Below are 21524 nucleotides of genomic sequence, written 5' to 3'. Positions count from 1 at the left end.
TTAATGATGCCAATTGCTATGCTGTTGAAACCATTGGCAACCCTGCTTATCCATTGGAATTGTTCCAAAGGGTTATTACGGTAAGTTTAGAAACAATGAAGATTGTTAAGAACCTACCAAATTTGGAATTAAGAGAAACTGAAGAGACTTCATAAAGCATGCTCATATTTCACATGATCGGTATGCACATCTTACAAGGGGTATGGAATTTATATCTATACTCTCTTGTTATGTTGATTATGTACACTCTTAAAAGGAATGATTTATCATGCGATACTCTAAAAAGAGAAACTTTGCACTTTTAAACACTCATTTTATGAAATGAAAAAATTATAAAATAGAAACCTTCAAAACCCTCAAAACCCCTCAAAACATATATCATCAGTTGTATTTATGGGTTGTGTTGCCGATAATGATTGTATTTTAAAAATCTTCAAAATCTTAACATATTGAAAATAAAGTTTCTATCTTACTTCATAAATAAAAAAACTTTATAAATAACCTAAAAGAAAAGATGAATATCATTATAAAAAAATACAATAACCCATCAAAAATACTTTAAACTATAATCTCCTTATAGATTTTGCAGTAATGTTTGTCAGAAAATGGCAAATTCTATATTCTGAGATATAAAAAAACGCCCAAATCCTCTATTGGGCGCTCTCATATTATTTATTAGCATGCATCTAAATTATTCAGAAACTGCCTCAGTTGTCATATTTGTCAACATAGCTTTAGCCATCTCGTTATTGCTAGATTTGCGCTGCTCATCTACGATCAAATCATCACGAACTGCAGCGATACGGCGGATTTGAGCAATCGTACCACCTGTCCCTGCAGGAATAAGACGGCCGACAATAACATTTTCCTTAAGACCTTGCAAAGTATCAATTTTACCAGAAACTGCTGCCTCAGTAAGCACCCTTGTTGTTTCCTGAAATGATGCTGCTGAAATAAATGATGGTGTTTGAAGAGACGCTTTTGTAATCCCAAGTAGGATAGGAGTACCAGATGCAGGTCTCTTCCCTTCTGCAATTAAATTATCATTGATTTCATCAAGTTCAATACGATCAACATTGTCACCTGGAATATAGCCAGAATCTCCAGATTCAGTAATCTCAACTTTCTGCAACATCTGCCGAACAATCACCTCAATGTGCTTGTCATTAATTAAAACTCCCTGCAAACGATAAACTTCTTGAATTTCATTAACAAGATAAGAGGCCAAGGCTTCAACACCCTTAATTGCCAAGATATCATGAGGAGCTGGATTACCATCGAGGATATAATCTCCTTTTTCAATTTGATCGCCTTCTTGGAAGTGGAATAATTTCCCCTTTGGAATCAAATATTCTACCGGTTCAAGAGTTTCATCATTTGGTTCAATGATAATACGACGCTTATTTTTATAACCACGACCAAATCGAATTGTACCACTAACCTCAGCAATAATAGCGTGATCCTTTGGACGCCGTGCTTCAAAAAGCTCAGCCACACGTGGAAGACCACCAGTAATATCTTTTGTCTTAGCACTTTCCATTGGCAAGCGAGCAATAACGTCACCTGCCTTAACATGAGAACCAGGCTCAACAGAAAGGATGGTTTCTACTGACATCATGTAACGAGCTTCACCTCCCTTATACAATTTAGCAATGGTTTCACCTTTTTTATCTGCGTGGATGATAATAGCTGGTTTTAAATCAGCACCACGCGGATTAGCACGCCAATCAATTACCAAACGTTTTGTAATACCCGTAGATTCATCAGCTGTTTCAGTAACTGATAAACCATCAATCATATCTTCAAAACCTACATAGCCCTCAACTTCCGTTAAAACTGGACGTGTATAAGGATCCCACTCCGCTATACGTTGACCACATTTAACCACATCACCATCATCAACAAAAATATGTGCACCATAGCTAACACGATGCACCACACGCTCTTTACCAGACTCATCTTTGATAAGGATAGCCATATTACGTCCCATAACCACCAAATGACCTTCAGAATTGCGAACCACATTGCGGTTACGAATTTCCACTGTACCTTCATAAGATGCTTCTAAATGAGATGAATCAACAACCTGCGCTGTTCCCCCTAAGTGGAAAGTCCGCATAGTAAGCTGCGTTCCTGGTTCACCAATGGACTGAGCTGCAATAACACCAACTGCCTCTCCCTGATTAACAGGTGTCCCCCGCGCCAAATCACGACCATAGCATTTAGCGCAAACACCAAGGCGCGTTTCACATGTCAAAGCAGAGCGGATTTGAACAGACTGAATTCCAGCTTCTTCGATCTTAGCAATATCAGCTTCCTCAATCATCGCACCACCTTCAAGGATAACCTCTCCAGAGACTGGATGTAAAATATCAACAAGTGCTGTGCGACCAAGAATTCTCTGCCCAAGAGATGCAACAATCTGTCCTGCATCAACAATCGGCTGCATAGTAAGCCCTTTTGCAGTACCACAATCAACTGCTGAAATAATAGCATCCTGCGCAACATCAACAAGACGTCGTGTGAGATAACCAGAGTTTGCTGTTTTTAATGCAGTATCAGCAAGCCCCTTACGTGCACCGTGAGTCGAGTTAAAATATTCATTAACGGTTAGACCTTCCTTAAAGTTTGAAATGATTGGTGTTTCAATAATTTCACCAGATGGCTTTGCCATTAACCCACGCATACCAGCTAATTGTTTCATCTGGTTAGCAGAACCACGCGCACCAGAATGCGACATCATATAGATTGAATTCATTGGTCGTTGACGACCTGTTTTAGGATCAAATTCAACAGCCTGAATACGTTTCATCATTTCATCGGCAACGCGATCCGTACATTTACCCCAAGCATCTACGACTTTATTATATTTTTCACCTTGCGTAATCAAACCATCATTATATTGTTGCTCATACTCTTTAGCCAAAGCTTCTGTTTCTGCAACCAAACGCGACTTACTATCAGGGATAACCATATCATCCTTGCCGAACGAAATTCCTGCACGACAAGCATAAGAAAAACCAAGCTGCATAATACGATCACAGAAAATAACGGTCTCTTTTTGTCCACAATGCCGATAAACCTGATCAATCATTTTAGAAATGTTCTTTTTAGTCATTTCTTGGTTGACAATATCAAACGAGATATTCGGATTTTTCGGCAAAAGCTCTCCAATAATCAAACGGCCAGGTGTTGTTTCATAAAGTTTAGCAACTTTCTTCCCATCTTTTCCTATATTGTTAACGCGGCCTTTGATCTTTGTGTGGAGAGTTATAACCTTATTTTCCAAGGCATGATGGAGTTCACCTATATCGGAAAAAGCCATCCCCTCACCTGGTTCTTTTTCAGAAACAATTGAAAGATAGTAAAGGCCAAGAACCATATCTTGTGATGGAACAATAATCGGTGCACCATTGGCTGGATGAAGAATATTATTGGTCGACATCATCAAAACACGCGCTTCAAGCTGCGCTTCAAGAGAAAGCGGAACGTGAACAGCCATTTGATCGCCATCAAAATCGGCATTAAAAGCAGTACATACCAAGGGATGAAGTTGTATAGCTTTTCCCTCAATTAAGATAGGTTCAAATGCCTGAATCCCCAAACGGTGCAATGTCGGCGCACGATTCAGCAAAACAGGATGTTCACGGATAACCTCGTCCAAGATATCCCAAACTTCCGGATGCTCTTTTTCAACAAGCTTCTTTGCTTGTTTTACAGTTGATGAATAGCCCTTCGCATCAAGACGCGCGTAAATAAATGGCTTAAATAACTCGAGAGCCATTTTTTTAGGAAGACCACACTGATGCAATTTTAATTCAGGACCAGTCACAATAACAGAACGCCCTGAATAATCAACACGCTTTCCAAGTAGGTTTTGACGGAAACGACCTTGCTTACCCTTTAGCATATCTGAAAGAGACTTAAGTGGACGCTTATTTGCTCCAGTAATCACACGTCCACGCCGACCATTATCAAATAATGCATCAACAGCTTCTTGCACCATACGCTTTTCATTACGCACAATAATTCCAGGAGCACGCAACTCAATCAATCGTTTCAAGCGGTTATTACGATTTATCACACGTCTATAAAGATCATTCAGATCTGACGTCGCAAAACGACCACCATCAAGTGGAACCAATGGACGTAAATCAGGTGGAATGACTGGAATCGTTTTCATAATCATCCATTCTGGTTTATTGCCAGATTCAAGGAAATTCTCAACGATCTTAAGCCTTTTAATCAGCTTTTTCTGCTTTAACTCCGAAGTCGTCTCAGACAATTCGACACGCAAATCATTTGCGATTTTCTCTAATTCCATGCCGGCTAGGAGCTCATAAATAGCTTCAGCACCAATCATCGCTGTAAACTGATCTTCCCCGAACTCATCAATAGCAAGCATATACTCTTCTTCGGAAAGAAGCTGATGGAGCTTAAGGGATGTCAATCCTGGTTCTGTTACAATATAATTCTCAAAATAAAGAACCCGCTCAATATCCTTCAAGGTTAAATCTAAAAGTGTCGAAATACGACCTGGTAAAGACTTAAGAAACCAAATATGTGCAACGGGTGCCGCAAGCTCAATATGCCCCATGCGCTCACGTCGTACACGCGAAAGAGTTACCTCTACACCACATTTTTCACAGATAATGCCCTTATATTTCATGCGTTTATATTTACCGCATAAACACTCATAGTCTTTAATAGGGCCAAATATACGTGCACAAAAAAGTCCATCACGCTCTGGTTTAAAAGTCCTATAATTAATAGTCTCAGGCTTCTTGATCTCACCGTACGACCAAGACAAAATCTTCTCAGGGCTCGCAATGGAAATACGAATAGAGTCAAATGTCTGCGCTGGCGCCTGAGGATTGAAAAGATTCATGACCTCGTGGTTCATGCCGTTCTCCTTCAAAGATTCTTAGAACCTGTTGTAATATCTCATTAATTTTATCACAGATTGAATTTAAAACCCATTTCTACTTTTTAAACTATCTGTGCTACCTTAATAAAAGTTTTTTATGTGTCTCTCAAGACAATCAAAGCGCACTTTTCCCAGTGCGCTCCTTGATTATTATTCTGCTGTATCAGACAATGCCCGCTGTGCAATAAGCTCGCGCGCATCATCAAGTTCTACATTAAGAGCCAGTGAACGCATCTCTTTTACCAACACATTAAAACTTTCAGGTATACCTGCTTCAAATGTATCATCACCGCGCACAATCGCCTCATAGACTTTCGTTCGGCCAGCAACATCATCCGATTTTACTGTCAACATCTCTTGCAAAGTATAGGCAGCACCGTAAGCTTCAAGTGCCCAGACCTCCATTTCACCAAAACGCTGACCACCAAATTGTGCCTTACCACCCAATGGCTGCTGTGTAACAAGCGAATATGGCCCAATCGAACGCGCATGAATCTTATCATCAACAAGGTGATGCAATTTCAACATATAAATATACCCAACTGTCACCGGACGATCAAAAGGCTCTCCAGTACGGCCATCATAAAGCGTAACCTGTCCTGAACTATCTAGTCCTGCATCCTCCAGCATCATATTGATATCAGCTTCATGCGCTCCATCAAAAACAGGCGTTGCGATTGAAACGCCTTTCTTCATCTGCAGCGCCAATTTGTAAAGGCTTTCATTATCATACTGACGCACTGATTCATTATGATCATTATCAGGCATAAGATTCTCAATACGCTGACGCAAAGGAAGGATATCCCCAGTCTCTTGATATAACTCTATCAAATCGCCAATCTTCTTGCCCATCCCTGCACATGCCCAACCAAGATGTGTCTCAAGAATTTGTCCAACATTCATACGGCTAGGCACACCTAGCGGATTCAATACGATATCAGCATGGGTTCCATCCTCAAGAAACGGCATATCCTCTATGGGAAGAATACGTGATACGACACCCTTATTACCATGACGTCCTGCCATTTTGTCACCTGGTTGGATTTTGCGTTTTACAGCCACAAAAACCTTTACCATTTTCATGACACCAGGAGGCATTTCATCGCCTCTTTGAACCTTCTCAACTTTATCCATAAAGCGACGTTGTAACGCTTCTTTTGATTCATCATATTGCTTGCGCAAAGCCTCAATTTCATTCTGAAGCTTTTCATCTTCAACAGCGAAGTGCCACCATTGCGAGCGCGGATAGTTTCCCATCACCGTATTATCAAGCTTCTTGCTGCCTGAAAAGCCTTTGGGGCCTTCTACAGCAACTTTACCTGTCAACATATCAGCAAGACGTGCATAAACATTGCGATCAAGAATCGATTGCTCATCATCACGATCTTTAGCTAAACGCTCAATTTCTTCACGTTCAATGGCCATTGCACGTTCATCTTTTTCCACACCATGGCGGTTAAAAACACGAACTTCAACAACAGTTCCAAAAGTCCCAGGAGGCATTCGCATAGAAGTATCACGAACATCTGAAGCCTTTTCCCCAAAAATGGCACGCAGAAGCTTCTCTTCCGGCGTCATGGGACTTTCACCCTTTGGTGTAATCTTGCCAACTAAAATATCACCAGGCTGAACTTCTGCACCAATATAGATGATACCAGCTTCATCAAGATTTCTTAACGCTTCCTCTGCAACATTGGGAATATCACGCGTAATTTCTTCAGGCCCAAGCTTTGTATCACGTGCTGCAACTTCAAATTCCTCAATATGAATAGAGGTAAAAACATCATCAGCAACAATGCGCTCAGATAACAAAATGGAATCCTCATAATTGTATCCATTCCAAGGCATAAAAGCTACAAGAACATTTCGTCCAAGAGCTAAATCACCAAGATCTGTAGACGGACCATCTGCTATAATATCACCCTTCTCTATTCGATCACCCACATGCACGAGAGGACGCTGATTAATACAGGTAGATTGATTGGAACGTTGAAACTTCTGCAAACGATAGATATCAACGCCAGACTTTGAAGGATCTAAATCTTCTGTCGCACGGATAACAATACGGGTTGCATCAACTTGGTCAACAATACCACCACGCTTTGCACTAACGGCTGCGCCTGAATCACGAGCAACAACGGATTCCATACCCGTACCAACAAACGGTGCTTCAGCACGTACAAGTGGAACTGCCTGACGCTGCATGTTTGATCCCATCAACGCACGATTTGCATCATCATTTTCCAAAAATGGAATAAGAGCTGCTGCTACCGAGACCAACTGTTTTGGTGAAACATCCATTAAATCCACATGATCCCGTGGTGCCATCAAAACTTCTCCTGCATGACGGCAAACAACAAATTCTTCTGTAAAGCGCCCTTCAGCATCCAATGACGAATTGGCTTGAGCTACATAATGCTTTGATTCTTCCATAGCAGACAGATAAATAACTTCCGTTGTTACTTTACCATCAACAATTTTGCGATATGGACTTTCAATAAAACCATATTTATTAACCCGAGCAAATGTCGCTAAGGAATTAATCAAACCAATATTAGGGCCTTCCGGCGTTTCAATCGGACAAATACGACCATAATGCGTAGGATGCACGTCACGCACTTCAAAACCTGCACGCTCACGGGTCAAACCACCAGGACCAAGAGCAGAAAGACGGCGCTTATGGGTAATTTCTGATAAAGGATTGGTTTGGTCCATAAACTGCGATAATTGCGAAGATCCAAAAAACTCTCGAACCGCTGCTGCAGCAGGCTTTGCATTTATTAAATCCTGGGGCATGACTGTGTCAATCTCAACTGATGACATACGCTCTTTTATCGCTCGCTCCATACGAAGTAAACCAATGCGATACTGATTTTCCATTAACTCCCCAACTGAGCGAACACGACGATTGCCAAGGTTATCAATATCATCAATTTCACCACGACCATCACGCAACTCAACCAACATCTTAACAACAGCAAGAATATCTTCTTGACGCAAAATGCGAACTGTGTCTGGACAATCAAGTTCCATACGCAAATTCATCTTAACACGCCCTACGGCTGAAAGATCATAACGCTCTGGATCAAAAAATAACGAATGGAACATAGCTTCCGCTGTATCCATTGTTGGTGGCTCACCTGGACGCATAACGCGATAAATATCAAATAACGCATCCTGCCGACTTTCATTTTTATCCACTTTTAAAGTATTACGGATATAAGCACCAATATTCATGTGATCAATATCAAGGATATTAATTTGATCCGCATGTACATCAGACAAAATCTTCAATATTTTTTCATCAATTTCATCACCAGCTTCAAGATAAATCTCACCAGTCTGATAATTGACTATATCTTCTGCTAAATAACATCCCAATAAATCGTCTTCACTAACTTTAACCGCCTTGAGACCTTTCTCAGCTAAAGACTTTGCTGCACGAAGCGTTAGCTTTTTACCAGACTCGGCAACAACTTCACCACTGTCTGCATCTACAAGGTCAGAAACAAGTTTCATTCCTTTAAAGCGATCAACAGAATAAGGAATACGCCATCCATCCCCATCTCGCTCATAAGCGACTTTATTATAAAACGTTGATAAAATATCTGATGCATCCATACCTAATGCCATCAGAAGGCTCGTAACAGGAATCTTGCGCCGCCGATCAATACGGGCATAAATAATGTCCTTAGCATCAAACTCAATATCAAGCCAAGAACCGCGATAAGGAATAACACGAGCAGCAAAAAGAAATTTTCCCGACGAATGCGACTTTCCTTTATCATGATCAAAAAATACACCAGGAGAACGATGCATCTGTGAAACAATAACACGCTCCGTACCATTAATGATGAAAGTACCATTCTTCGTCATTAAAGGCATATCGCCCATATAAACGCCTTGCTCTTTAATATCTTTGATATCTTTTGATCCAGTATCCTCATCAATATCAAAAACGATTAAACGTAATATCACCTTTAACGGTGCAGCATAAGTCAAATCACGCTGACGGCATTCTTCAACATCAAATTTTGGTGAATCAAATTCATAACCAACAAATTCGAGCATAGCTGTACCGGAAAAGTCCGAAATAGGAAATACCGATTTAAAAACAGCTTGCAAACCTTCATCTGGTCGTCCACCTTTCGGTTCCTCAACCATGAGAAACTGATCGTATGACGCTTTTTGAACCTCAATAAGATTCGGCATCTCTGCCACTTCAGGAATCTTACCAAAAAATTTGCGTACGCGCTTACGACCATTGAATTGAGACATCATCGCTAGGGTCTGAGCCATCGTCGCTCCTTGATCTTTACTCTTCAAGGTAGACTAAACCTTGAAAGCTTTATGTCATTAACCTGCACATGCAGACCAGTTCACTTAATACCCGATAACGAGTACCACCATTTTCCCCACAATATAAGCCAACCATACACTTGGCTCTACTATAAAGAAATGAAAAATAAAACCTATATCCATTACAGCTATTTGACTGTTGGAAAAAGGTTTTCATTGATCATCTCCCCTCTTTTAGAGAAAGGAAATCGGCGAACATAAATGTCCGCCGATTAAAATAAATTTATTTAAGTTCAACTTTAGCACCAGCAGCTTCAAGCTGAGATTTAATTTTTTCTGCTTCATCTTTAGAAGCACCTTCTTTAATAGGTTTAGGTGCTCCTTCAACCAGATCTTTAGCTTCCTTAAGACCAAGTCCAGTAAGTGCACGAACTTCTTTAATAACATTAATTTTCTGCGCACCACCTTCAATAAGAATAACATCAAATTCTGTTTTTTCTTCAGCAGCTGGAGCAGCAGCACCAGCAACAGCAGCCACAGCTACAGGAGCAGCAGCTGAAACGCCCCATTTTTCTTCCAATAACTTAGAAAGCTCAGCAGCTTCTAAAAGGGTTAGGTTAGAAAGGTCTTCTACGATCTTCGCTAGATCAGCCATTTTTAAATTCCTTCAATTAAAAGATTTGAACCATTTTTTATTTATTCAAAAAAACAGAAAAGCATAAAAACTTTTCCATAAACGTGAACATAAAACAGCCTTAAGCCGCCTTATCCTCCTGAGCATATGCTCCAATGACACGCGCTACCTGACCTGCAGGTGCATTAACAACTTGTGCAATACGGGTCGCAGGGGTAGAAATCATACCTACAAGTTTTGCCCGCAACTCGTTTAATGAGGGCAATGAAGCCAATGACTTCACAGCATCTACACTCAAACTTGTTGCACCCATTGAACCACCAAGGATGACAAATTTGTCATTGTTTTTAGCAAAATCAACAGCAACTTTCGGCGCTGTAATTGGATCTTCTGAATAAGCAATAAGTGTTTGCCCAATAAACAAATCCACTAGCGATTCAGATTCCGTGCCCTGAAGAGCGATTTTAGCAAGACGGTTTTTGGCGACTTTAATGGCACCGCCAGCTTCACCCATTTTTGAACGAAGATCGTTCATCTGTGAAACTGTCAGACCAGAATAATGTGCAACAACAACAGAACCAGACTTCCGAAAAGCCTCGTTAAGCCATGTAACAAATTCGCGTTTTTCCGCTCTATTCACTGTTTCTCTCCATTTAACAGATTTATTTAAAACAAACCTGTTGGTTACCTTTGATAACATAAAATACTTTATGTTATCGATGAGGATCCTGTCCCCTTTTTCACGCTAAGCGATCAAAGGCAACCTTGGCTCAAACCCTTTAAGTCTTTTAACTCTCAGTTTTTACCCCAGTCTCATGCGGGTTTTCTCGATTAAGATACCTCAAATGGTATCACCCACAATCTCGGACAGGATATTCCGGAATTGCTCCCGGTATAACCCAAGCTCGATAAAGCTCAGATAGATAAATGCCGAAAAATCGACATTCTAAACACAATCTTGATATTTATATACCCCAAAATAAAATTACAAATCCGGTTTAGACTTACTCTGAACGAACAGTTGCAGGATCGACTTTAACCCCAACACCCATAGTCGAAGAAACTGCAACGCGCTTAACATATTCACCTTTTGCACCTTGCGGTTTAGCTTTAATAACAGCACTTGCAAAAGCTTTAATATTTTCCACTATCTTTTCAACACCAAAAGAAGCCTTTCCAATACCAGCATGCACAATACCAGCTTTTTCAACACGAAACTCAACAGCTCCACCCTTAGAAGCTTTGACCGCACCAGCAACATCAAGTGTCACAGTACCAACTTTCGGATTCGGCATTAAACTGCGTGGACCAAGAATCTTACCAAGACGACCAACTAGAGGCATCATATCTGGTGTTGCAATACAACGATCAAAATCAATCGTTCCACCGTTAACGCTCTCAAACAAATCTTCAGCTCCCACAATGTCAGCACCAGCAGCTTTAGCTTCCTCAGCCTTATCCCCACGTGCAAAAACAGCAACACGAATATTCCGCCCTGTTCCATTAGGTAAATGAGCAACACCACGAACCATTTGATCGGCATGACGAGGATCAACGCCTAAGTTCATTGAAATCTCAATTGTTTCATCAAATTTAGCAACTGCACGCTCTTTAACCATCGAAACTGCATCTTTTAAAGCGTAAAGTTCATTAAAATTAATATCTTTGCGGATATTTTTTATTCTCTTTGCTAATTTTGTCATAACATTAACCCACCACTTCCAAGCCCATAGAGCGAGCAGAACCTTCAACCATGCGCATCGCTGAATCAATGTCATTCGCGTTAAGATCCTTCATCTTTGCTTCTGCAATTGAACGAACTTTATCACGAGAGATGCTCCCTACAGACACTTTACCAGGCTCTTTTGAACCAGATTTCAAATTCGCTTCCTTCTTCAAGAAAAACGACACAGGAGGTGTCTTTAAAGAAAATGTAAAAGACTTATCTTGATAATAAGTGATAACTACCGGAATCGGTGCGCCTTTTTCCATTTCCTGCGTAGCTGCATTAAATGCCTTACAGAATTCCATGATATTAATACCACGCTGCCCAAGAGCTGGACCAATCGGGGGAGATGGAGTAGCAGCTCCCGCAGGAACCTGCAATTTAAGCTGCCCTATACTTTTTTTTGCCATAATAATCTGCCTTCAATTTCACTAGCATGCGAACAATTCATACTGCCCGCCACCTTTCTGCAGTTGAGTGGTTCGGATCATCAAGCCGACAAATGCCATAATTCACCTCCCACTAGTTACTCAAAGCGAATAAAATCACTCTAAGCTCATCAGAGTTTTTCAACCTGACCAAACTCCAAATCAACGGGCGTAGGACGCCCAAAAATTAAAACCTCTACTTTAAGGCGAGAACGCTCTTCTTCAACCTCTTGAACAATACCATTAAACGAAACAAAAGGACCATCAGCAACGCGAACCTGCTCCCCAACCTCAAACAATACAGAAGATTTTGGAGACTCTCCTCCCTCCTGAACTTGTTTCAGAATCTGCTCAACCTCCCGATCAGAAATGGGAATAGGACGTGCATCCGACCCTAAAAAACCTGTCACTTTAGGTGTATTCTTAATGAGATGATAAACTTCATCTGTCAATTCAGCACGAATGAGAACATAACCAGGAAAAAACTTCCGCTCAGCATCGACCTTACGCCCACGGCGAATTTCCACAACGCGCTCCGTTGGAACAAAAATTTTTTCAAAGAGATGATCAAGCCCTTTTTGCTTTATCTCCTTTTCAATAGCTTCCGCTACCTTCTTTTCGAAATTTGAATATGCTTGAACAATATACCAACGAGCAGCCACAGTCACACTTCCTTGCACTCTCAACTAAAAAGATATTTTAGAAGATCAATACCCTGCCAAACACCAAAATGCACAATCTGATCCACAATAAAAAAGAAAACTGAAGCAAATGCCGTCACTAACAGCACCATAACAGTAGATATCACGGTCTCACGACGTGTAGGCCATTTCACCTTAACTGTTTCTGCATAGACCTGCTTTAAAAAGGTAATTGGATTGGTTTTAGATGCCATCAGTCACACTATATTCTTTCTAGCTTTATTGTGATTTATACAATAAAATAAATACGATAAAAGTACGAAAAGCCACCCTCCAGCTTTATGCAACTTCCTCATTCTCTATTCAATACCGATTCATACACAAAAAAACAAGCCCCATACAAAAAAAAGCGAAGAAGGCAGTTTAAAATCCACCTCCTTACAGATAAAATTCCACTCTCCTTTGGCAGGGGCAGCAGGGCTTGAACCCGCGACCTGCGGTTTTGGAGACCGCCGCTCTACCAACTGAGCTATACCCCTAATTCTTAAAACCAAAACGCCTTTTACAACAAAGACGTTTTATCAATAACCATTCCTTACTCAATGATCTTAGAAACGATACCAGCACCAACAGTACGACCACCTTCGCGAATAGCAAAACGAAGCTTTTCTTCCATGGCAATCGGAACTATCAAAGAAACATCCATCGCAACATTATCTCCAGGCATAACCATTTCTGTTCCTTCTGGAAGCGTTACTATCCCCGTCACATCCGTTGTACGGAAGTAAAATTGAGGACGATAATTCGTGAAAAACGGTGTATGACGACCACCTTCATCTTTCGTTAAGATGTAAGCTTCTGCTTTAAAGCGCGTATGAGGAGTAACTGATCCAGGCTTCGCAAGAACCTGTCCACGCTCAATCCCTTCGCGATCAACTCCACGAAGAAGAGCGCCAATGTTATCACCAGCTTGACCTTGATCTAAAAGCTTGCGGAACATTTCAACGCCGGTAACCGTCGTCTTTGAAGTAGGACGAATACCTATAATCTCGATTTCTTCGCCAACTTTAATAATACCACGCTCAACACGACCAGTTACAACCGTACCGCGTCCAGAAATCGAAAAAACATCTTCAATCGGCATCAAAAACGGCTGATCAACAGGACGCTCTGGTGTTGGGATGTAATTATCAACTTCACTCATCAAAAGACGAACCGCATCTTCTCCAATGCTTTTATCTTTATCTTCAAGAGCTGCCAATGCAGACCCCTTAACCACTGGGATATCATCTCCTGGGAAATCATATTTTGACAAGAGTTCACGAACTTCAAGCTCAACAAGCTCCAGAAGCTCAGCATCATCAACCTGATCAACCTTATTAAGAAAAACAACAATCGCTGGAACACCAACTTGGCGCGCAAGCAAAATATGCTCACGTGTCTGAGGCATAGGACCATCCGCAGCAGAGACAACCAAAATCGCTCCATCCATTTGTGCTGCCCCTGTGATCATGTTTTTCACATAATCCGCGTGACCTGGGCAATCAACGTGCGCATAGTGCCGGCTCTCTGTTTCATACTCAACATGTGCCGTAGAAATAGTAATCCCACGCGCTCTTTCTTCTGGTGCCGCATCAATTTGGTCATACGCTTTAAATTCACCAAAATATTTCGTAATCGCTGCTGTTAATGACGTCTTGCCATGATCAACGTGACCAATTGTTCCGATATTAACATGTGGCTTCGTACGTTCAAATTTGCTCTTTGCCATCGCTATCAATCTCTTATTTTGTTAGCACCTAGAAACAGGACTGCAGAACCGAATTAAACTGGGTTTACATAACAGTCTGACCATTACAACTCTTAGACAGAAAACCCTGCCCAATGTTATGATGGAAAAACTCCCCATCATAGTTACTCCCCAGTCATTAACAACTGTTTGGAGCGGGTAGCGGGAATCGAACCCGCATATTCAGCTTGGAAGGCTGCTGCTCTACCATTGAGCTATACCCGCAACTATACGTACTAACTCTCCTTCGATGAATGGTGGAGGGGGTTGGATTCGAACCAACGTAGCATACGCAACGGATTTACAGTCCGCCCCCTTTAACCACTCGGGCACCCCTCCATTACACCAGCAAAGTTGTACGATAAGGCATCACTACAATACTTTGATCACCTATTCAATTCAACAGGTTGCGGGGCGGTTATGACGATTACTATCGTCTCTGTCAACAGAATAAATACGATTCTGTACAAATTTCCTGCTAATAATTTTAAATCACAGCTTTTTTCTATCTTTTTTTGCTATGAATACGCTATAAACAAGCTATGAAAGAAAAAATATCAAAAAATTCTCATTATGCTCGTTTACGTCGCCGATATCGTGATACAAAAGGCTCACATTCTCGCTCGGCCACTTATCTGAAAAAGGAAGCTGTTTCCCCGCAACAAGGAAAAATCTATCTTTATGGCATCCATTCGGTTCGCGCTGCTTTAAAAAACCCAAAAAGAATTTTCGGATGTCTCTATGCTACACTAAATGCCTTAAAACGATTAGACATACCCGAATCAGACTTACCTTGTCCTGTTACATTATGTTCACCCAAACAACTCGATACGCTCGTTGGCAGTGATGCAGTTCATCAAGGTATTGTTGTGGAAACTGCTCCCCTCAAACCATGCCAATTGTCTGAACTCACAAATACCGATCTTGTCATCATAATGGATCAAATTACTGATCCCCATAATGTCGGTGCTATTATGCGCTCTGCCGTTGCATTTAAAGCTGAGGCTCTTATCACCACTTATCGCCACTCTCCCCAAGAAAGCGGAGTTCTTGCTAAAGCTGCATCTGGAGCTTTAGAGCTGATTAATTATATCACCGTACGAAACCTTGCCGAAGCACTCCAAGAACTTCATAAAGCAGGTTTTATAAGCTTTGGCCTCGATTCAGAAGGTGGACTTCCTTTAGAAACAGCATTAACAGGAAATAAAATTGCTCTTGTTTTAGGAGCAGAAGGCAAAGGCCTCCGTAAAAAAACACGAGAAACCGTTTGCGCATTAACACGTCTTGATATGCCTGGAAATATTAAATCACTCAATGTTTCAAACGCCGCAACAATCGCGCTTTATGCAGCGCATAAGTATCTTAGATCGTAGTGTTACATTTTTTCTGCGAAATATCAAAAAAACCAATCAACAAAAAGCCCGCAAAAAACCCACCAATATGAGCCTCCCACGCTATTGAAATACCATCTCCTTCAAACAGAAAAGAGGAAATGCCCATGATAAGATCAACACCCAGCCATATGCTGACGTAAATAAGTACCTCCTTTGAACAGAGTGCTTGTTTGAGAGACAATAAAGAACCTAAAAGTCTTTCATTGTGTATATTGCTTCTTAAATAAATCAGAGGAAAACCATAACGCGCAATAGCACCCATCATTCCAGATACTGCACCTGATGCGCCAACAAGCGATATCACACTCTCTTGATGAAAGACAAAATAAGTCAAAGCAGCTATCATTGCTGTTAATGCCCAAAAAATCAAAAAGCGTATCCCACCAAACTGTCTTACCAAAGGAGTCCCAAAAATCAAAAGCCAAGCCATATTAAGAGTGACATGTTTCATACTACCATGCATAAATGAATAACTAATCATGCTATGAAAAAATATTAAAGGCTCTGCCTTGAATAGCACGGGGGTAAATGAAAAAAATCCAAGACTTCTAATATAGAACTGATCAGAAAAAAAATACTGGTGTATAAAATAAATACAAAAACAGAGCGCTATCAAAACAACTACAGTGAAAGGAACATTCAATAATGGTTCTCGAGGTTGTTTCGGCAAAAACGAAGCATTCCTAAATTGATAATCAATATTTTTCATTATAAAAACCTTATTGAATAAATCTCATAATCTCTGAAGAATTAAGAGCTCTTTGCGCAAAACATCAGTCTTGATAGTGAGGGATTTTAAACTTGGTATCTTCTTCGATTCTCTTTCCTAAAGGCTAAATATCTCTCCGTAAAAATATTTGTCTTAAATATAAAATATCTTAAAAAGAACTGGGTATGAAGAATATTATCTACAAAATTCCGTACCATACTAAATGAAATGGGATCGTTTAAGTTATCTGAAACTTTTATGGTATCAATAACCACATCGTTAATCGGTTATTTCTCAATCAAAAAATCTCTCTCTATTCATTGGTGCTTTCTTTGTATAGAATGATATCTTACAATTCACCAATTTGATAGCGAGCACCCCCATGAAAATCGATATAAAAATAAGATAGACACCTTGCCAATGAAATCCAAAAACATCAACAAGCCTTTAACTTCAATATCTAAACACTATAGTTTTAAAAGTTATCGTGAGAAAACTTTATTAATTTTAAACTTAATTTCAATACATCATGTATAAAATGAGGCTATTAAAGTAGCACAGCCCTTATGAAGACTGCTTACAGTCTTTTAACCAAACATCATAAATAGGATGTTCTACAGCATTTAAACCAGGGCTATCTGCAAACATCCATCCTGTAAAAATACGCCGTATCTTTTTATCTAATGTTACCTCATTAACTTCAATAAATCCGGTTGTACGGGTTGGCTCATCCTTAGAACTTGTATAGCACGCCCGCGGCATCACCTGCAAAGCACCATATTGATAAACTTTACCAAGCGAAACTTCAAAACGCGTGGTCCGACCAGTAATTTTATCAAGACCTGCAAAAACAGCAATACCATTGCTAATACGTTCTGCCTGCACTCCACCAGCAGAGGACATAACCACGACTACTGCCATGAATAAAAGACAAAAAAAGCGGCTTAATCCTAACACTTTAAAAAAACTCTCATCACATCAAATTAATCACATCTAAAAAACAATTCTAACCACAAGATAGTGCAAAATAAGAAAAATACACACACATTAAAATATTTTACTTTTTAGGTGACCATGCATCATAATCTTCATGTACACAAGGATGTCCACCGCTGTAAGTGATAGCTCCCTTTGGTCGATAAGCTTCACTTGTCCCTGTCATATTTGCAACATGAGGCTTTTCCCATTCATACGCTTTATAATCCTCCTGTGTCGGTGGACACTCACAGCGATGATGAATCCAGCCATGCCATCCCGGTGGAATAGTAGAAGCTTCAGAATAATCTTTATAAATGACCCAACGGCGTGGGTATCCATCTTTATGAATGCCCCCCTCGTAATAAATATTTCCAAACTGATCTTCCCCTATACGCTTACCTTTCCACCACGTAAAAAAGCGTGTGTTTATGGTATTTCCACTCCACCATGTAAAGATTTGCTTCAAAAAACTAGCCATCTTCTCTTTTATCTCTTCTAATATACTTACGAAATCAATCGTTGGAACAAATATTCATGACATCTTAAATGAACAAAAACAAAATCTTACTGGTAAAAATCAATTACCTCTTCATTTGAGAGGCTCATTCATATCCCTTAACTAGAAAACATCATATCTATGAGCTTTTCTCTATTCTATAAAACTTAATCTTCTAAACCAAGTTTTACCCTAACCAATTCATTAACAGTTTGAGGATTTGCCTTTCCTTCCGTCACTTTCATGACTTGTCCAACAAACCAACCAGCTAAAGCAGGCTTTTGTTTTGCTTGCATAACTTTCTCAGAATTCTTGGCAATAATTTCATCAACGGCCTGCTCAATAGCCTTTGTATCCGTTACCTGCTTCATATTGCGCTCTTCTACAATCTGACGCGGTTCTCCCCCCTCATTCCAAATAATCTCAAAAAGATCTTTGGCAATTTTTCCAGAAATTGTTCCTTCTTTGATAAGGTCGATAATATCCCCTAATTGCTTTGGTGACACTGGCGTCTCTTCAATCCCACGATTATCTTTATTTAAAGCACCCAAAAGATCATTAATCACCCAATTGGCAACAATTTTTCCATCACGCCCCCGTGCTACTTCTTCAAAATAATCAGCAATGGCCTTTTCTGTCACAAGAACGGAAGCATCATACACAGTCAACCCCATTTCTTTGACAAAACGTGCTTTTATCTCATCTGGTAATTCTGGTAATTCCGCTGCCAAAGCATCAACAAAGGCCTGATCAAATTCCAACGGTAAAAGATCTGGATCAGGAAAATAACGATAGTCATGCGCTTCCTCCTTTGAGCGCATAGACCGCGTTTCACCTTTAGCGGCATCAAAAAGTCGCGTTTCTTGGTCTATTGTACCGCCATCTTCTAAAATTGCAATCTGACGACGTGCTTCATACTCTATCGCTTGGCCAATGAAACGAATAGAATTAACATTTTTAATTTCACAGCGCGTTCCAAAACTCTCTCCAGGACGACGAACTGATACGTTAACATCCGCACGCATAGATCCTTCATCCATATTGCCGTCACAGGTCCCCAAATAACGGACAATCGTACGCAATTTAGTCATATAGGCTTTGGCTTCATCTGATGAGCGCATATCTGGTTTGGAAACAATTTCCATAAGAGCAATACCAGAACGATTAAGATCTACAAAAGACATTGTTGGATGTTGATCATGCATCGACTTTCCGGCATCCTGCTCAAGGTGTAATCTCTCAATCCCGATTTCAATGTCCTCAAACTGACCTTTCGAATCTGGACCAACAGATATAACAATTTTCCCCTCTCCTACAATTGGATAATGGAATTGAGAAATTTGATATCCCTGCGGTAAATCTGGATAGAAATAATTCTTACGATCAAAAACAGATTTTAAATTAATTTTTGCCTTTAATCCCAAACCCGTTCTAACGGCTTGACAGACACATTCTTGATTAATAACAGGTAACATACCAGGCATGGCAGCATCAATAAGCGAAACATTATGATTTGGCTCAGCACCAAATTTCGTTGACGCACCTGAAAAGAGTTTTGAATTTGATATGATCTGAGCATGAACCTCCATGCCAATGATGACTTCCCAATCACCTGTAACGCCAGAAATGAAACGTTTAGAATCAGGAGTACGCGTATCAACGATATTCATTGCTAATCCACTATCAATGTTTCCAAATATATCTGATGGCTAATCTAAAATCACTCTGAGTGCAAGCTTAGAATATTGTTCTCATAAAAAAAGCCCGATTTTATCGGGCTTTTTCTGTGAATGTAAATATTAACCTTTTTTGGGCGCTTTCTTTTTCGCTGGAACCTTCTCAGAACCTTTTTCTTTTATTTCAGATTTTTTCTTTACCGGCTTTTTTTCTGTTAAATCTGTTTCGTCATATTCCTTCATGAGCTCTTCAACGGTTACTTCTTTATCTGTAACTTTTATCCGTGACAGCAAATGATCAATGACTTTTTCTTCAAAAATGGGAGCGCGTAAATTCGCAACGGCCTCCGGAGTCTTACGGAAAAAATCCATAATTTCTTTCTCTTGCCCAGGATATTGGCGAACCTGATCAAAAACCGCAGCTTTTAGCTCATCCTCACTTACTTTAACACCAACCTTCAATCCAATTTCAGAAAGCACTAAACCAAGACGCACACGGCGCTGTGCAAGTACCCGATATTCCTCGCGCGCCTGTTCCTCTGTAACACCTTCATCTTCAAAACTGCGCCCAGCCTTTTTTAAATCGTCATTAACCTGAGCCCATATATTGTTAAATTCGATTTCTAAAAGTCCTTCAGGAATCTCAAAATTATAATCAGCATCTAAAGCATCAAGAATTTGACGCTTAATTTTTTGACGTGTCATTGAGCCATATTGACTTTCAATCTGTCCACGAACAACTTCACGCAAGCGATCTAGAGATTCTAAACCAACTTTTTGCGCTGCCTCATCATCAATCTTTAACTCATCCGGCTTAGAGACAGCTTTAACAGTGATCTCAAAATCCGCATCTTTACCAGCCAAATGCACTGCATTGTAATTATCAGGAAATTTAACAGAAATTGTTTTGGCATCTCCTGCTTTCACACCAATCAATTGATCCTCAAAACCAGGAATAAACTGTTTTGACCCAAGAACTAATTGTGCATCACTATCTGCCCCACCCTCAAATGGAACTCCTTCAAGCTTACCAAGATAATCGATTGTAATACGATCACCTTCTTCAGAAAGACCATCTTTTAATGAATAATTACGTGTAGAAGAAAGAACCCGCTTTATCTGATCATCAATCTCTTGTTCAGGAATAGCCGCAATTTCACGGGTGACTTCAATATGTTCAAAATCCTTAATTTCAAACTTTGGCAAAACTTCATATTTTAAACGAAAAACAAAATCAGCTTTACCATCCAGAATTTGTTCATCTTCATCTATATCAATTTGCGGCTGCATCGCCGAACGTTCATCTCGATCAGCTAAAATAGAATGTGGTGCATCATTGACAATCTCATTGAGAATTTCCGCCATAAAAGACTTACCGTACATTTTTCGTAGGTATCCAGCTGGTACCTTACCGGGACGAAAACCATTAAGCTTGATCTTACCCTTGGTATCATCTAACCGTTCATTTAACTTTTCTTCTAAATCTCTCGCTGGAACCACGATCTTAATTTCGCGCTTCAGTCCTTCATTAAGCGTCTCGGTAACCTGCATGAAACAACCTTTATTTTCTGAGGAGAGTGGATATCACTCTGATAATACTACCATTCTAACACTTGAGTGTTAAATCACCATAAAGCGGAATTCTAGACACATAGAAGTTCTTAGTGCTCAAGAAATTCCTTTGGTGCGGATGGAGGGACTCGAACCCCCACGGTCTCCCGCCAGAACCTAAATCTGGTGCGTCTACCAATTTCGCCACATCCGCTCAAACTTACAAGCCAATAACCTTATACAAGCGGCGTTTCTATAGCATTAATTAAAGAAAAA

General features: G+C 40.2%; 15 protein-coding genes and 4 tRNA genes. 1 reads left to right on the top strand and 18 read right to left on the bottom strand.

Going from position 1 to position 21524, the window contains the following annotated elements:
* Window positions 1–691: 691 nt before the first annotated feature.
* From rpoC to ME1_RS06940, 12 genes are all read right to left on the bottom strand, one after another.
* Window positions 692–4903, bottom strand: coding sequence for a DNA-directed RNA polymerase subunit beta' (gene rpoC, locus ME1_RS06995; protein ID WP_004864935.1), 4212 nt, complete (start codon window positions 4901–4903; stop codon window positions 692–694).
* Between the two features lie 174 nt (window positions 4904–5077).
* Complete coding sequence (gene rpoB / locus ME1_RS06990; RefSeq protein ID WP_004864934.1) at window positions 5078–9226, bottom strand: DNA-directed RNA polymerase subunit beta; 4149 nt, start codon at window positions 9224–9226, stop codon at window positions 5078–5080.
* 283 nt (window positions 9227–9509) lie between these two features.
* Window positions 9510–9881 (bottom strand): 50S ribosomal protein L7/L12, encoded by a 372-nt coding sequence (rplL, locus tag ME1_RS06985; protein ID WP_004864933.1) that lies wholly within the window; start codon window positions 9879–9881, stop codon window positions 9510–9512.
* Window positions 9882–9981: 100 nt separating this feature from the next.
* The gene (gene rplJ, locus ME1_RS06980) at window positions 9982–10500 is read right to left on the bottom strand and encodes a 50S ribosomal protein L10 (RefSeq protein ID WP_004864932.1); all 519 of its coding nucleotides are present in this window, start codon (window positions 10498–10500) and stop codon (window positions 9982–9984) included.
* A gap of 364 nt (window positions 10501–10864) precedes the next feature.
* On the bottom strand, window positions 10865–11563 hold the full coding sequence (rplA, locus tag ME1_RS06975; RefSeq protein ID WP_004864931.1) for a 50S ribosomal protein L1: 699 nt from the start codon (window positions 11561–11563) through the stop codon (window positions 10865–10867).
* A gap of 4 nt (window positions 11564–11567) precedes the next feature.
* Window positions 11568–11996: a 50S ribosomal protein L11 gene (rplK, locus tag ME1_RS06970; RefSeq protein ID WP_004864930.1), complete on the bottom strand. Its 429-nt coding sequence runs from the start codon at window positions 11994–11996 to the stop codon at window positions 11568–11570.
* A 149-nt stretch (window positions 11997–12145) separates the two neighbouring features.
* The gene (gene nusG, locus ME1_RS06965) at window positions 12146–12676 is read right to left on the bottom strand and encodes a transcription termination/antitermination protein NusG (RefSeq protein ID WP_004864929.1); all 531 of its coding nucleotides are present in this window, start codon (window positions 12674–12676) and stop codon (window positions 12146–12148) included.
* Between the two features lie 20 nt (window positions 12677–12696).
* Window positions 12697–12909 carry a preprotein translocase subunit SecE gene (gene secE / locus ME1_RS06960; protein WP_004864928.1) on the bottom strand — a complete coding sequence of 71 codons (213 nt, stop codon included), beginning with the start codon at window positions 12907–12909 and terminating at the stop codon, window positions 12697–12699.
* A 209-nt stretch (window positions 12910–13118) separates the two neighbouring features.
* Window positions 13119–13194 (bottom strand) — tRNA-Trp (locus ME1_RS06955).
* Window positions 13195–13250: 56 nt separating this feature from the next.
* Complete coding sequence (gene tuf, locus ME1_RS06950) at window positions 13251–14426, bottom strand: elongation factor Tu (RefSeq protein ID WP_004861849.1); 1176 nt, start codon at window positions 14424–14426, stop codon at window positions 13251–13253.
* 169 nt (window positions 14427–14595) lie between these two features.
* Window positions 14596–14669 (bottom strand) — tRNA-Gly (locus ME1_RS06945).
* Between the two features lie 30 nt (window positions 14670–14699).
* Window positions 14700–14783 (bottom strand) — tRNA-Tyr (locus tag ME1_RS06940).
* Window positions 14784–14986: 203 nt separating this feature from the next.
* Here ME1_RS06940 and ME1_RS06935 point away from each other — a divergent pair.
* Complete coding sequence (locus ME1_RS06935; protein ID WP_004864927.1) at window positions 14987–15817, top strand: TrmH family RNA methyltransferase; 831 nt, start codon at window positions 14987–14989, stop codon at window positions 15815–15817.
* Here ME1_RS06935 and ME1_RS06930 read toward each other — a convergent pair.
* From ME1_RS06930 to ME1_RS06905, 6 genes are all read right to left on the bottom strand, one after another.
* Entirely contained in the window at window positions 15807–16547 is a 741-nt protein-coding gene (locus ME1_RS06930; protein WP_004864926.1) for a rhomboid family intramembrane serine protease, read from the bottom strand. The genes ME1_RS06935 and ME1_RS06930 overlap by 11 nt on opposite strands.
* A 564-nt stretch (window positions 16548–17111) precedes the next feature.
* Window positions 17112–17468, bottom strand: coding sequence for a DUF2155 domain-containing protein (locus ME1_RS06925; protein ID WP_051017876.1), 357 nt, complete (start codon window positions 17466–17468; stop codon window positions 17112–17114).
* 136 nt (window positions 17469–17604) lie between these two features.
* Window positions 17605–18003, bottom strand: coding sequence for an NADH:ubiquinone oxidoreductase subunit NDUFA12 (locus tag ME1_RS06920; protein ID WP_004864924.1), 399 nt, complete (start codon window positions 18001–18003; stop codon window positions 17605–17607).
* 185 nt (window positions 18004–18188) lie between these two features.
* Window positions 18189–19691: an Asp-tRNA(Asn)/Glu-tRNA(Gln) amidotransferase subunit GatB gene (gene gatB, locus ME1_RS06915; RefSeq protein WP_004864923.1), complete on the bottom strand. Its 1503-nt coding sequence runs from the start codon at window positions 19689–19691 to the stop codon at window positions 18189–18191.
* A 129-nt stretch (window positions 19692–19820) separates the two neighbouring features.
* On the bottom strand, window positions 19821–21248 hold the full coding sequence (gene tig, locus ME1_RS06910) for a trigger factor (protein WP_004864922.1): 1428 nt from the start codon (window positions 21246–21248) through the stop codon (window positions 19821–19823).
* A 131-nt stretch (window positions 21249–21379) separates the two neighbouring features.
* A tRNA-Leu gene (locus ME1_RS06905) sits at window positions 21380–21462 on the bottom strand.
* Window positions 21463–21524 lie beyond the last annotated feature (62 nt).

Origin of the sequence: Bartonella vinsonii subsp. arupensis OK-94-513 (assembly GCF_000278235.1) — a bacterium.
In the GTDB taxonomy this organism is placed as follows: Bacteria; Pseudomonadota; Alphaproteobacteria; order Rhizobiales; family Rhizobiaceae; genus Bartonella; species Bartonella arupensis.
The sequence above is the reverse complement of the archived record's forward strand: the minus strand, read 5'-3'. Positions and strand labels throughout refer to the sequence as shown.